The following is a 15250-nucleotide window of genomic DNA, read 5'->3' on the forward strand; positions in this document are numbered from 1 at the left end:
TGAAAAAGCCTATAATGAGAATAACCGTTTCCATTGTCCTTTACCATAACGATTTGTCGGAAGTAGGAGACGCCTTGCGTAGTTGCCTTTCCTCTACATTAGTAGAGAGAGTATACCTTATTGACAATTCGTCGAACGACACGCTTCGGTGCCTTGCTAAGGACGAGCGCGTAAGGTATTTGCATTATCCTGAAAACCTCGGTTTTGGTGCTGCACATAATCGGGCCATTCAGTCCTGTTCCGATTCCGACTACCATGTGATGGTAAATCCGGACATCGCTTTTCCAGAAGGCGTGCTGGAAGCGCTGGCTACTTTTATGGATCAGCATCCCGATGTCGGGTCGGTCATGCCTAAAGTCTTTTATAAGGACGGAAAGCTCCAACGTCTCTGCAAATTATTGCCGGGGCCTTTCAATTTATTTGGTCGTCGTTTTGCGTCAAATTGGGCTTGGGCACGGAAACTGAACGAGCAATACGAATTAGCCTTCTTTGATTACAGTCAAATAGCTGATATCCCCTGTCTTTCCGGCTGTTTTATGTTTACCCGTAATAACATATTACAGCAATTAAATGGATTTGATACCCGCTTTTTTCTATATTTGGAGGACGTAGATTTAATACGGCGCATAGGGCGTTTAGCCCGTACGGTATATTATCCACATGTTTCCATCACGCACGGTTATCAGAAGGAATCCTATCATAATCGCAAAATACTTCGTCTGCATATGAAATCAGCTATTCAGTATTTTAATAAATGGGGCTGGTTTTTCGACCGCGATCGCGAGAAGATCAACCAAAACACCTTAAAGAAATTGATGAGAAAAAATTAAAAAGCTTTATCTTCGCCGTGAATATCAATTAAGAAAAGAGAACTTGATCGTTATTGGCGATTGATATCGGCAGGCCCTATAATAGCGGGTCTAAAGCCTATACGATAGATTTATAATAAATGGAGCAAGACCAAGCAAATCACCAAATCACGCTGAACGAACTAACGAACAAAGTAGGCGAGATCGCCCATTACCTTAAAAGTCGTTATAAAATAATTATTGCGGCATTTGTTATAGGTTGTGTCGCAGGGCTTGCTTATTCACTTCTGAAAGACAAAGAATACAAGGCTGAATTGAGTTTCGTGCTGGCGGATAATGGGGGCAGCGGGGGTGGCCTCAGTGCTTATGCAGGGATAGCTTCTCAGTTCGGCATCGATCTGGGCGGAATAGGCGAGAGCAACGGCTTGTTTAAGGGCGACAATATCTTGGAGTTTATCAAGTCGCGTCGTATTATAAGTGAGGCCTTGCTTAGCGATGTGACCATCAATGGGAAAAGCGAGCTGTTGGCCAACCGATATGCCGAAGCGGCGGGCTTTAGACGGGATTGGGACAAAGAGCCAGAAACAAAAAGCTTTTATTTCCGTAAAGACCAACATGGTTTGCAAGATAGCTTAATTCAGGTTCTTTACCTGCATATTTTAAAAAAGGCGCTGGTTGTTGCCAAACCAGATAAAAAGCTAAACATCATTAAAGTGACGACGAGAAGCACTGACGAGTTGTTTGCGAAAGCCTTTACAGATGAATTGATCCATAATGTGATGACGTTTTATGTCAATACCAAAACAAAAAAGGAGCAAGAAAATCTCGACATACTCACCCACCAGGTCGACTCTGTGCGTAAGAAGTTATATGATGCCTTAGGGGGAGCTGCCGAAGCGAATGATAACAATCCAAATCCGAATCAGGCGCGGCAGAAGTTACAGGTTTTATCGCAGCGAAAGCGGGTAGATGCCCAAGTAAACGGAAAAATATTAGAAGAGCTGGTCAAGAATCAGGAGTTAGCTCGGATCAGCTTGCGCAAGGAGATGCCGATTATTCAGGTGATCGATGCACCCCTATTGCCCTTGCAGAACAATGCAATCGGTCCTATAAAAGGTGCCGTGCTAGGAGCGTTATTGTTTACCTTTCTTACTATCGCATTTTTTATGTTGAAGGTGCTGTTGCGGTCGATGAATTCCAGTCATGATTAAATTGGCGCTTATTACCGTTTTATATAAAAGCGATGCGGTATTGGCAGGCTTTTTTAAAACGCTTTCGCAGCAAACGTTCCAGCATTTTCATTTATATCTTATCGATAATGCCCCAAGTAAGGAAACCGACTTACTCCTTGAAACATTATTGGCCAGGTGGCCCGTCCCTTCCTACAGTCATATAAAAAACCCTGCTAATTACGGCGCTGCTAAAGGAAACAACCAAGGCATCGCCTTGGCGCTGCAGGAAGACTATACCCATGTCTTACTGCTGAACAACGATATCGAGTTTACTACTAACACCCTTTTAGATGAACTTATTCAAAAAGCAGTAATGGATCAGGAAGCGATCATTATCCCGAAAATGCTCTATTATGACAGTCGGAAAATCTGCATGGCCGGTGCCTATTTAAATACTGCTACAGCCGTGACCGAACATATCGGAGCAGGAGAAGAAGACCGGGGGCAATACGATCAGCCCATCTACGTCAATTACGGTCCGACGACCTTTATGCTCCTGGCAAGGGAAGTCCTCGAAAAAACAGGGCCGATGGATGAACGTTTTTTTGCTTACTATGAAGATACCGATTTGATTTACCGGGCTACCCAATTGGGATATAGGATTTATTATATGCCCAGTTTGGTGATTCTGCATAAGGAGAGCTCCCTGACCGGGGGGCAGCGCTCTGCTTTTTTTGTTTACTATATTAACCGAAACCGTCTCTTTTTTATTCGTAAACACATGCGTGGGTTGAGGAAGGTGAAGGCAATTATGAAAGCCTGTATTGACTTTTTGCGTCTGTTTAAGCACTACCAAAACAAGCAGCGAACCGTTTTGCTCCGGGCGATATGGGACGGCTTTTTTTTGTCTTATGCTAGGGGCAACAAGATAAAAATATAAAAATTTTATTTGTAGCAGATATTATTGTATTTTTCGTTTACATAAGGTGAGCAAATTAGTATATTTTTGTCACGAAAAATGGCCGCTTTATGGTTAACAAGCAAACACTAAATGAGAACAGCTCTATATATCCTTATTTTCTCACTTTTTTTTCTAGGTAGCTTTAGTGAGCGGTCGCGTGCGCAGGGACTGCCGCTGGGAACACCCGTTCTCGACGATTATTATCGCCGTTTACAGTTATTAGGACAGGTTGACTCCACCTTATCTTTTAATATTCGACCCATAACAGCTAGTGCGTTGGGTGTCGGCGACCTTTATTGGCCCGACAGTGCTAGCGGGCGCTCCCATAGTGTTGTTTGGCAAAAAGAAGGTGAGGGTATCGTGCAACTGTTACCGGTTATCTGGCAAAATCAATATACCAGCGGCTTTCCGACTGGGTATAACGATGGGCCTATGATTCCCAATGTGGGATATCAGACACTTTTTAGTGCCGGTTTTTACGCACAATATAAATTTTTGAGTATTCAGTTTAGACCCGAAATCGTATATGCACAAAATAAATCCTATCCCATTTTTACCGGAGGGAGTGAAAATGCCATGCGCGTTTGGTACGATTTCTACAATAATATCGACATGCCCACCCGTTTCGGCGAAAACGGATACTTTCGTTTTCTGCCGGGGCAGAGTAGTATAAGAGCCACGTTCGATCCGGTATCGGTAGGTTTCAGTACCGAAAATTTATGGTGGGGCCCAGGTATCCATAATTCCCTTTTAATGAGCAATACGGCGCCCGGTTTTCCTCATATTACCGTTAACAGCAGTAAACCGATACGCAGTAACATCGGGTCGTTCGAAGGGCAGGTAATTGCCGGAGGACTGACGGGTTCGGGTTTTGCACCAAGACAGTCGGATCAGGCTACTGCGTTCGATTATCTATATGAACCCAAGCCAGACGATTCACGATATATAGGTGGCGCTATCTTCTCTTATCAGCCTAAATGGGTGCCAGGCTTATCTTTGGGTGTTTCCCAAAGCTTTGTGGTGTACCGAGATTCCATGGGAAGTGGTCTGAACGATTTTCTTCCGTTTTTAGGCCCATCGTCCAGAAACAGCAGCAGCCAAGGGCCGGTCAGTCGCGAAGAACGCAGAAACCGTGACCGCTATTCCTCCTTTTTTGCCCGCTGGGTATTGCCAAGCGGTAAAGCCGAGTTTTATGCCGAGTATGGGCGTAATGAACCCGCTTGGAATGGCCGGGATAAAATGGTAGAAATGGACCACTCGAGGGCTTATGTGTTGGGCTTCCGTAAGTTAGTACCTATGAGGGCCGGTACGGAACATTTGCAAGTCGGGTTTGAATTGACCCAGCTTGATAAAACAAGAACGTATCGGGTGCGCCCTTACGAAAGCTGGTACAGCAATTCGATGGTTCGGCATGGCTATACACATTTAGGACAGCTTTTAGGAGCCGGGATAGGCCCGGGCAGTAATGTACAATCGTTAACGGTCAGTTGGTTGAAAGGCCTTAAGCAAATAGGCTTGTTGCTTGAACGGCAAGAACAGCAAACGGATTTGTTCTACGGACTGCTTTCTTATAGCGAGGATTATCGCCGCAATTGGGTCAATTTGTCGGCTACTTTAAATGGAGAATGGGATTATAAGAACTTTCTCTTCATTGCCCGTATGAAATTTATGAACGGCCTGAACTTCAATTATGATATAGAACAGGAGCCTGGCGGCGGCTTTTGGGACTTTATTCCTCAGGACAAGTTTAACTTCCAAGGGCAGCTTGGTATGATGTACCGCTTCTAATTTGGCAATTGCAGATTGCTTTTGCAAAGGATTAAGAACAACTAGCAAGAACACAAATGAAGAAACAAGATATACTTTTCATCGCTTTTCTTTTACTCGCGGCGCTGGACTTGAAAGCCCAGGTTCTACCGGTCGGTACGCCCATGCTCGAAGACTATTACCGTCGCTTGCAATTATTGGGGAAGCTCGATTCAACTATTTCCTTTAACGTGAGGCCGCTCAGCAACGAAGCGTTAAAACAGGAGAATATATATGATCCCGAGGGGACGCAAGTAAGCAGCAATAGTATTCATCGAAGCGCCGACGGCAAAGGGATGATACAGCTGATGCCCCTCTCGTGGCAAAATCAAATTAATAGCAACTTTCCATACGGCTGGAATGACGGAGGTATGATCCCCGCCGCGGGTTACCAAACCCAGGTAGCTGCCGGTATTTACGGTGAATATAAATTTTTAAGCATTCAACTGCGGCCCGAGTTTGTATTCGCTCAAAATAGTAATTTTCAAGGTTTCGAGGGCTCAGATAGAAATTGGTGGGCAAAATGGTATCGTTATATGAATGGGATAGACGCACCAGAACGTTTTGGTACCGGCTCCTATACGCGTTTTTTCCCGGGTCAAAGCAGCATTCGTTTAAACTTTCACCCCATTTCAATCGGCGTTTCTACGGAAAATTTATGGTGGGGGCCCGGCATAAGGAATAGTTTGTTGATGAGTAATAACGCCCCGGGCTTTTTGCATGCCACGGTTAATACTACAAGGCCTATTCAGACAGCTATTGGTTCATTTGAAGGACAGTTAGTGGCTGGGCGACTGGAGGATTCGGGGTTTCCACCGACACCATTAGGCAATCCCAATCATTATGATGATCTATATACGCCTAAACCGGATGATTGGCGTTATTTCTCCGGTCTGACCTTTTCTTATCAACCGAAATGGCTGCCCGGGCTAAGTCTAGGCTTCAATACGGTATTCACGGTAAACAGTAAAGATATGGGTAATAAATTAGGCGATTACTTACCCTTCTTTTCCTCGAATTCAAGTAGCCCGGTTTTAGATCCAAACGATATAAACAATATAGCCGATTTAGGTGCACAAGACGTAAATGTATCCCTTTTTTTTCGGTGGCTAATACCAGAGGCGCAATTTGAGATATATGGAGAATATGCAAGAAACGATCGCTCTTATGACCTGCGGGATTTGGCTGTTCAATTAAACCATTCGAGATCCTACATGTTCGGTTTGCGAAAGTTATTCCCGGTTCAAATCATCGATCATCAGGATATGTTTGAGGTTGCCTTCGAAATGACACAACTGGAACAATCAAAAAACGCCGATATCCGTCCCACTGAACCTATGTACTATCATTACATCGTTAGAAGTGGCTATACCAATCTTGGCCAAATAATGGGCGCGGGCATTGGCTATGGAAATAATGTTCAGTCGCTTCATGTCAATTGGCTGAGAGGCTTAAAGCGAGCTGGATTTCAGCTCGAACGTCTAGTGCACAACAACGCCTTGTTTTACGATTTGATCGCTGATCGAAGGAGAAACTGGGTAGACCTGAATGTTGGTGTCTACGGCGAATACGACTATAAGAACTTTATTTTTATGAGTAAATTAATTTTTACCAAAGCTTATAATTACCAATATCAAATTGGTGAAAGTACAAATTTATGGAGCTTTGGTAAAAAAGATAGTGGTAATGTTCATTTTCAAGTCGGTATGTTGTACCGCTTCTAATGATCTATTGCTGTTTAAGTTAGGCTGATACTTCGGTCAGGAATATATTTTTTAGGAAAAAAAGTGTTTCTTTGCAGATTATATTTAAAAATTATTAAACTCTATGCAATTTAAATCTCGGATTAGGTGTTTTTTGGTGTTTTTGGGTTTTCTTTGTTTTAGCACAGTCATTCTAGCGCAGAATATTAACACGCAAGATCTGAGTACGCTGCGGGTTGATGATATGACCGATAGTCAAATTCGGGAACTGATGAGCCAAGCGCAATCCGCGGGATTGAGCGAATCGCAGATGATTCAAATGGCCCAGCAAAGGGGTATGAGCCAAAGTGAAATCGATAAATTGAGGCAACGGGTGGAAATGTTGGGCGGACAAAGTCAAACGAAGCCCCTCGACACTAATGCGCAGCAAACCGGCGCTCGAAGCTATGAGAATGCCGACAGCATACGGTTCCTGAATGGTAACCTATCCGATAAAACTCCCGAGCAACTACGAGAGGATTCGCTTCGTGCCCGTATTTACGGTGCTAGTTTGTTCTTAAACGTTAACCCCGTTTTTGAACCGAATCTTAACATAGCTACTCCGCAAAGCTATGTCATTGGCGCCGGGGATGAATTGCAGGTAGACATTTATGGGAATTCGGAAGCCAGTCATACGCTTAAGGTCAGTCCGGATGGTAATATTAACATTCCTTACGTAGGTGTGGTTCAGGTGGGCGGAGCAACTATACAGCAAGCCACAAGCCGCATCAAAGCAAAAATGGCCCAGGTATACTCCGCCATGTCGAGTGGCGCAACAAAAGTGAATATCAGTTTAGGCAATATTCGAAGCATCAAGGTGATTATTACCGGCGAGGTAGTAAAACCCGGTACGTATACCTTGCCATCTGTTGCTTCCGTGTTCAATGCATTGTATAGTGCTGGCGGGCCAACCTCTAACGGTTCGCTACGCAGTATAAAAGTAGTGCGGGGTGGCGAATTAATAGCAGAGCTAGACTTGTACGACTTTTTACAGACCGGCAATATGATAGGAAATGTCAACCTTCATGATCAAGATGTCATTCAGGTTTCTCCCTATCTTTCCCGTGTTGAAATGATTGGCGAGGTCAAAAGGCCCCTTCTGTTTGAAACCAAGCCGGGTGAGACCTTTGATCAGCTTTTAAAATATGCCGGAGGGTTTACAGAAAATGCCTATACCGCTCGATTAAGCGTTATTCGTAATACGGGGAGGGAATACCGACTCGAAGATTTATTGGAAAGCCAGTTTGCTCAGTTCGAAACTAAATCGGGCGACAAGTATACGGTCGAAAAAACGCTCAATCGCTTTGCCAACCGGGTTATTTTAGAAGGAGCCGTGTTCAGACCCGGCTCTTATGAATTAAGCTCGGGCCTAACTTTATCCATGCTTTTAAAGAAAGCAGATGGTGTAAAAGAAGATGCCTATTTAAAGAGAGGGTATATTGTTCGATTGAAAGATGATTTTCAAAGAGAACAACTAAGCTTTAACGTCGCAGAAGTATTGGCCGGCACGCAAGAAGATATTGTATTGAAGCGGGAAGATATGGTGTTTATACCGTCCCTGTTCGATTTGCGTGAAGAATATATGGTAGAAATTAATGGTGAAGTACGTAAACCGGGCCGCTATTTGTTTTCGGAAGGGATGACCGTCCAAGAACTGATTTTGCAGGCCGGAGGTTTTACCGAAGCCGGTAGTGCCGAACGGATCGAAATTTCGCGTCGGGTGCATAATCAGGATAAAGACGCCATAAGTACTTCAGCGAAGACTGCCGAGGTGTTTAATGTAGATGTTGATCGAAGTTTGAACACGGATGATCATGCCTTTGAATTAGCGCCCTTTGACTTAGTCAATGTACGATCATCTGCTGGTTATGAGCGTCAGCGTACGGTTCGAGTGGAAGGGGAAGTGTTGTATCCGGGAGAATACACGCTGAGCCGTAAAGATGAACGCGTATCTGATATCATCAAGCGGGCCGGCGGGCTTACCGCCTATGCGTATATTGAAGGCGCTTCATTAAAGCGCAAGCCTCTTCAAGACACCATTCGTGACAGCACCAGTAAGTTAGATAAAGAGGAAAGATTGGCGCTTGAGGAACTAGAAGCTGAACGAATGAGTCGTCTTCAAAATTTACAGGCAGCCACCATCAATCCAGATGCATCAAGCAATTTGCCGGCGAAGCAGAACTACTACGTTGGGATTAATTTAGCGGAAATTATTGAAGACCCCGGTAAAGATGACGATCTCTTATTGGAAGGCGGTGATGTCATCCGGGTACCGAAACAGTTGCAGACGGTGAAAATTAGCGGTGAGGTTCTATCCCCGGTTACCGCCCTATATAGAAAAAAACATCGCTTTAAGGATTATATCTCACAGGCAGGCGGATTTAGTCAACGCGCATTAAAGAGGCGGAGCTTCGTGGTGTATGCCAACGGTTCTGCGCGTAGTACAACTAAAGTCTTATTTTTCAATAATTATCCGCGTATTAAACCAGGTTCGGAGATCTTTGTGCCGCAAAGGCTACCTAGAGAGCGTCTTGGAGCAGCACAAATCGTCGGCTTAGGGACGGGCTTAGCTTCCTTAGCTGCTATTATTGTTTCCTTATTGCGGTAATAAACATTTATACAAAAATAGATTATGCAAAATCATAGTCGTGCTCTGGGCAAAGCAGATAATGAAATAGATATAAAGCAATTTGTATTGGTATTATTGGAATGGTGGCACTATTTTATTTCAAAAGCTAAGATCATTACTGTGGCCGCAATTCTTGGCGGTATTTTCGGATTCGGATATAGCATTTTAAAAGGGACTACCTATACAGCTTCATTATCATTTGTGTTAGAAGAACAAAGGGGTGGATCGTCAAATGGCTCTATGTCTAGTTTAGCCTCACTTATAGGTGTTAGTCTGGGAGGAATGGAAGGTGCGGGATTGTTTTCAAGCGATAATATAATGGACTTTATTAAGTCCAGACGTATGGTTGAAAAGACGTTGCTATCTAAAATAGATAGGGAGAGCGGTGGCGAACTTCTTGTAGATCGTTATATTAAGATAAATGAGTTGGATAAAGATTGGAATCGTAATCCAAGATTGATAAATTTTCATTTTGAGCCAGGTGGCGCGGAAAATGTAATTCAGGACTCAATATTATCAAAAGTTTTTAAAGCGATAGTCGAGAATGACCTAGTTATTGACAAGCCCAACAAAGGTAGTTCAATAATGCAGCTAGACGTAACGAGCAGCGATGAGCAGTTTGCAAAAGTATTTACTGAGGTACTTATAGACAATGTTACTGAGTTCTATATTACTACTCGAACTAAAAAATCGTTGGAGAATTTGTTGATTTTAACAAAGCAAGTAGATTCAATTCGACGGGAGTTGAATAACGCTATAGGAGGGGTAGCGCACGCTTCCGACGCAAATCCAAACCCGAATGCAGCTTTCAAAGCGCTTAGAGTACCTTCTCAAACACGCGAGGTCGATGTACAGGCAAACGGAGCAATTTTGAATGAGTTAGTCAAACAGAAAGAACTTGCAAGGTTGAATCTTCGGAACGATAAACCTTTAATACAGATTTTGGACAAGCCTAAATATCCACTTGAAAAAAACATGCCTAATAAAGTGCTACTAACTTTATTAGGAGCTGTTTTAGCTGGGTGCTTATGTGCAACATTTCTTTTTGTAAGTCGGTTATTCAACATAACAATTAAAAATTAATTTCTTAAGTTCTAAGTCAGATAGTAAGACAATGGTGTTAAAAGGAAAAAGAGTATTAGTCACCGGAGCAGACGGTTTTATAGGTTCCCATCTTGTGGAAGAATTGGTAGCTGAGGGGTGTAATGTAGTGGCATTCGTATACTATAATTCATTCAATAGCTGGGGCTGGATTGATAGCTTACCACAGCAAACAAAAGAAGCAATCGAAATCTTTATGGGAGATATTAGGGATCCCAACGGCGTTCGAACAGCCATGAAAAATACGGATATTGTTTTTCATTTGGCTGCGCTCATTGCGATACCCTTCAGCTATCACTCACCAGACAGCTACATTGATACAAATGTAAAAGGAACTCTAAATGTAGTCCAGGCGGCTAAAGATTTGGGTGTCGAGCGAGTTCTGGTTACCTCTACGTCAGAAGTATATGGAACAGCCAATTACATACCTATAGACGAAGCCCACCCTAGGCAGCCTCAATCTCCATATTCAGCTTCCAAAATCGGCGCTGATTGTATCGCTGAATCTTTCTATAGAAGCTTTAATATTCCATTAACTATTGTACGGCCCTTCAATACATATGGACCCCGTCAATCGGCAAGAGCAATTATACCAACCATTATTACGCAGCTTTTGGATGGCATCGAAGAAATTAAACTAGGTGATGTGAAACCCACTCGTGATCTGCTTTATGTGAAAGATACAGTTCGCGGATTCGTTGAAATAAGCAAAAGCGACGATTTGATTGGTACGGACTGTAATATAGCGACCTGCTCTGAAATTTCCATGCAAGAACTTGCAAAGGGTTTGATCGACCAAATAAATCCGAAGGCAACTATTATAACTGATAACGCGAGGCTTCGACCAGAGAAGTCGGAAGTGTTTCGGTTATATGGGTCGAATGAAAAAATAAAGCAGTATACTAATTGGACACCCATTTATAGTCTAAAAGAAGGGCTTGCAAAAACAATAGAATGGTTTGGGGAACAGTCTAATCTAAAGCTTTATAAGCCGAGGTTGTATAATATATAATATCAGAATTATGTCATATAAAATTCCTCTTTTTGATTTAAACTTCGACGATGCCGAAATCAATGCAGTCGTCCAAACAATAAAATCCGGTTGGATTTCGACGGGACCGCAATGTGGCGAGTTTGAAAGAATGTTTGCAGACATGTTGGGAGTTGAGCACGCTTTAAGTGTTGCTAATTGTACTACTGCTTTACACCTGGCGTTTGATGCGCTCGATATTAAAGAAGGTGATGAAGTTATTTGTCCTTCTCTTTCCTTCGTTGCAACGGTAAATGCAATTCGATATGTTGGGGCCATTCCTGTTTTCTGCGATGTATCTAGTTGTGAAGATTTAAATATGGCACCCTTGACGATCGAAAAATTAATCTCGCCTAAAACCGCAGCCATAGTCGTGATGCATTTTGCTGGTTTTCCTTGCAAAATGAACGAGATTATGGATATAGCTAAAAGATATAATTTAAAGGTTATAGAGGACGCTTGCCATGGCCCTTTGTCTGAGTATGAGGGCAAGAAATTAGGGACAATTGGAGACGTAGGTTGCTTTAGCTTTTTTTCTAATAAAAATATAAGTACCGGTGAAGGCGGGATGATTGTCACGAATAACGGTGAACTGTCCGAGAAGCTCAAGCTCAAACGATCTCACGGCATGACAACGATGTCATACCAGCGTGCTTCTGGTCATTCTACTTCTTACGATGTCGTCACCTTAGGGTATAACTATAGAATGGACGATATGAGAGCTGCTTTAGGAATAGAGCAGCTAAAAAAGATAAGACAGGATCTGAATAGACGAGCGGAAGTGCGTGGATGGTATTTAGAAGAATTGCTCAAGTATTCTCATCTTCTCTACATCCCTTTTCGTGATCACAAAGATTTTTGTTCCAATTATATTTTTCCTGTCATTCTTAAAGACGAAGTAGCGAAGAGCCGAGAAGAGGTAAGAGATGAAATGCACAAACGTGGTGTTCAAACAAGTGTTCATTATCCTGCCATCCATCGCTTTTCAATTTATCAGGATTTTGTTAACACTAGCGATCTTTCGATTACTGAGTACGTCGCCGATAGAGAAATTACGTTACCTATGTATGCGGGTCTTACGAAAAGTAAAGTTGCTGAAGTTGTTAATACCTTAATATCTGCAATAAGTTGAAAGAGGAAATTATACTTATCGGTTTCTTTTCCGAAACGATCGAATTGATCCACTCGCTGGGGATAAGCATATGCGGAATCATCGACGGGAGAGATTTCCGGGCAAAGGATTGCGGTAACGGAGATATACCTTACATCGGAACCGATAATGTTCTTAACGACAGTACCTTCGTACAAAGGTATTTAAGAGTACCTATACATTTGTGTCCTGATTCGCCGAAAGTTAGGCATAAGCTGTATAGTCTTTACAAGGCGAAAGGATTTAAATTCGTTAATATAATTTCGGCGGATAGTAAGATCTCTACTTCGGCTAAGATAATCCAAGATGCATCGGTGAATATACAATACGGTGTGAATATATCGTCGAATGTTACTATTGCAAGAGGAGTACGTATAAATACCTATGCCAATATAATGCATGATTGCCGTATAGGCGAATTTGCTACTATTGCGCCTAATGCCGTGTTGCTCGGGAGAGTTACAATTGAGTCCCAAGCTTACATCGGTGCTAATGCAACGATATTGCCAGGGCTCAAGATTGGTCGAGGGGCAGTAGTAGGGGCCGGCGCGGTTGTAACCAAGGACGTGCATGATTATGAGATAGTCGTTGGTATACCAGCTAAGAGTATGAATAAGGAAAACAGATGAGAATTTTAATCATTGGCGATGCCTACAACCAATACAATATTGCGCTGGTTGAATACTTAAAATTATATGATAGGAGGGTAGTCGTTGATATCATAAACACAAGGGTAGTAACCGATCCAAATTCGGGTGATTTAAGATTCAAATATGATAATGTATATCACTATCGCGTTCTGGGGAAAATAGAGCGTAGGCTTCCAAAAATTCGTTCTTGGATTTTAAAATTTAGGGGGGCGCGCGTAATTAGGAATATTAATCAACAGCTGTTCTCATATGACGTGTTGTGCTTGCAGGGCTTTTGGTTCGATGTAATGAATGCTTTCCTAGAACTTGATGCTAAGCATATATTCACCATAGGCGCGTTTTGGGGATCCGATTTTTATCAGAGAGGAACTTTCGGTTCAAAGGTCGCGAGCGTACTTGATCGATGTGATCGAATAGTTATATCAACTAAGGAAATGGCACACGACATCCGTAGTGTTTATAACATTTCCGATTCAAAAATACGAAACTGTATTTTTGGATTAGCTCCTTTGGAGGAACTATATCGCATGCGAAGGGTTAGCCGCTCTGAGGCAAGGGCTGCGCTTAATATTGAACAAGATGCTTTGGTAATTACATGCGGATATAATGGTCGGCCGCATCAACAACATAGGCAGGTAATAAAATATCTTGCAACAATTAAAGATATACTCGAAAAGGAACGCGTATTGCTTTTGTTTCCTATGACGTACGCGGTAGAAGCAAATTACAAAGAGTCAGTCAAATCCTTATTAAGTAGCTTCGGCTTAAATTATAGGGTCCTTGAAACCTATATGACCGATCAAGAGATAGCTTATTTGAGAATAGCTACAGATATTTTTATCCAACTTCAGGTGTCTGATGCGTTTTCTGGTTCTATGCGTGAGCACTTATTTGCAAAAAACATTGTGATCACAGGAGCGTGGCTGCCATATCAATCGTTAATTGATGAAGGTATCTACTTTGAAGTAATAAATGATATCGAATCAGTTTCAAAGAAAGTACGGCATGTTTTACAGAACATAGAGAGTTACAGGGATGTTGTCCAACTGGCAAATTCGCACGAGAAGTTTGAAATGTCTCGGTGGCCAATTTGCATTGCTGAATGGCATAACGCATTTTCAGAATACAAAAGTAAAAACGATGGAAAAAAAGATCCTTTTAATTAATCAAAGAATGTCCATCATCGATGCACTAAAGAGGATGGATGAAGTAGGACAGAAGCTTTTGATAGTTATAGACGATAACGGCCTTTTTGTTGGTTTAATTTCCATTGGTGATATTCAACGAGCCATTATTGCCAATAGAGACTTGTCAATTGAATTATCCAATATTCTCAGGAAGGACATATTAACTGCGCGCAAAGGCGATGATATAGACACTATCAAGGCAATTATGTTGAAACACCGGTTGGTGTATATGCCGGTGCTTTCAGACCTCAACGAGATTACAGATGTGATTTTTTGGGAAGATATAGTCAAAGAAGATGTTTCAAGTTTTTCGTGTGGGCAGTTAGATTTACCTGTAGTTATTATGGCAGGTGGCTTTGGTACACGTTTAAAACCGTTGACTAATATATTGCCAAAACCATTGTTGCCTTATGGAGAAAAAACTATCTTGGAGACGATCATCGCTCGCTTTCAACAATATGGGTGCAACACATTTCATCTTTCGGTAAACTACAAGGCCGAACTCATACAGTATTATTTTGACAGCCTTAATAATAAAACCTACGACGTCTCGCTATTTTCCGAGGATAAGCCGTTAGGAACGGCGGGGAGCTTGGGGTTGTTGAGAGATCGAATTAAATCGCCATTTTTTGTTTCGAATTGTGATATTCTAGTCGATCAAGATTACGCGGCGGTTTATGACTATCATAAGGAACAGCAGAATGAACTCACGATGGTTGCTTCTTTGAAACACTATAGTATACCATATGGAACTTTAGAGACTGGTGAGAATGGCGAACTTCTATCGTTACAAGAAAAGCCGACGCTTACTTTTATGATTAATTGCGGGTTCTATATACTGGAACCTCATTTGTTAGCCGAAATTCCAGAAGGCACCTTTTTCCATATAACAGATTTAATTGAAGCTATTAAAGCGAGAAAAGGAAAGGTAGGAGTATTCCCTATCAGTGAAAAATCGTGGATTGATATTGGTGAATGGTCTCTTTATTCTAAAATTCTTATGAAATAGTTTT

The 15250-nt window shown here is 42.2% G+C and carries 12 protein-coding genes; all 12 read left to right on the forward strand.

What is annotated here, in order from left to right; genetic code table 11:
- Positions 1 to 14: 14 nt before the first annotated feature.
- Positions 15 to 830: a glycosyltransferase family 2 protein gene (locus tag EPX21_RS12375; protein ID WP_134090006.1), complete on the forward strand. Its 816-nt coding sequence runs from the start codon at positions 15 to 17 to the stop codon at positions 828 to 830.
- Positions 831 to 949: 119 nt separating this feature from the next.
- Positions 950 to 2020, forward strand: coding sequence for a lipopolysaccharide biosynthesis protein (locus EPX21_RS12380; protein ID WP_134090007.1), 1071 nt, complete (start codon positions 950 to 952; stop codon positions 2018 to 2020).
- Positions 2013 to 2921, forward strand: coding sequence for a glycosyltransferase family 2 protein (locus EPX21_RS12385; protein WP_134090008.1), 909 nt, complete (start codon positions 2013 to 2015; stop codon positions 2919 to 2921). Before EPX21_RS12380 ends, EPX21_RS12385 begins: the two co-directional genes overlap by 8 nt.
- Positions 2922 to 3032: 111 nt before the next feature.
- Complete coding sequence (locus tag EPX21_RS12390) at positions 3033 to 4730, forward strand: capsule assembly Wzi family protein (RefSeq protein ID WP_134090009.1); 1698 nt, start codon at positions 3033 to 3035, stop codon at positions 4728 to 4730.
- Between the two features lie 56 nt (positions 4731 to 4786).
- Complete coding sequence (locus tag EPX21_RS12395; protein ID WP_134090010.1) at positions 4787 to 6472, forward strand: capsule assembly Wzi family protein; 1686 nt, start codon at positions 4787 to 4789, stop codon at positions 6470 to 6472.
- Positions 6473 to 6575: 103 nt separating this feature from the next.
- Positions 6576 to 9098, forward strand: a complete 2523-nt coding sequence (locus tag EPX21_RS12400) for an SLBB domain-containing protein (protein ID WP_134090011.1) — start codon at positions 6576 to 6578, stop codon at positions 9096 to 9098.
- Between the two features lie 24 nt (positions 9099 to 9122).
- Entirely contained in the window at positions 9123 to 10202 is a 1080-nt protein-coding gene (locus EPX21_RS12405) for a lipopolysaccharide biosynthesis protein (protein WP_134090012.1), read from the forward strand.
- Positions 10203 to 10233: 31 nt separating this feature from the next.
- On the forward strand, positions 10234 to 11232 hold the full coding sequence (locus EPX21_RS12410) for an NAD-dependent 4,6-dehydratase LegB (RefSeq protein WP_134090013.1): 999 nt from the start codon (positions 10234 to 10236) through the stop codon (positions 11230 to 11232).
- 10 nt (positions 11233 to 11242) lie between these two features.
- Positions 11243 to 12382: a DegT/DnrJ/EryC1/StrS aminotransferase family protein gene (locus tag EPX21_RS12415; RefSeq protein ID WP_134090014.1), complete on the forward strand. Its 1140-nt coding sequence runs from the start codon at positions 11243 to 11245 to the stop codon at positions 12380 to 12382.
- A gap of 350 nt (positions 12383 to 12732) precedes the next feature.
- Positions 12733 to 13029: a DapH/DapD/GlmU-related protein gene (locus EPX21_RS23480; protein WP_370450984.1), complete on the forward strand. Its 297-nt coding sequence runs from the start codon at positions 12733 to 12735 to the stop codon at positions 13027 to 13029.
- Positions 13026 to 14216, forward strand: coding sequence for a hypothetical protein (locus EPX21_RS12425; RefSeq protein ID WP_134090016.1), 1191 nt, complete (start codon positions 13026 to 13028; stop codon positions 14214 to 14216). Before EPX21_RS23480 ends, EPX21_RS12425 begins: the two co-directional genes overlap by 4 nt.
- Positions 14191 to 15246, forward strand: a complete 1056-nt coding sequence (locus EPX21_RS12430; protein ID WP_134090017.1) for a nucleotidyltransferase family protein — start codon at positions 14191 to 14193, stop codon at positions 15244 to 15246. Before EPX21_RS12425 ends, EPX21_RS12430 begins: the two co-directional genes overlap by 26 nt.
- Positions 15247 to 15250: the final 4 nt, after the last annotated feature.

It is taken from the genome of Olivibacter sp. XZL3, assembly GCF_004368405.1.
In the GTDB taxonomy this organism is placed as follows: Bacteria; Bacteroidota; Bacteroidia; order Sphingobacteriales; family Sphingobacteriaceae; genus Olivibacter.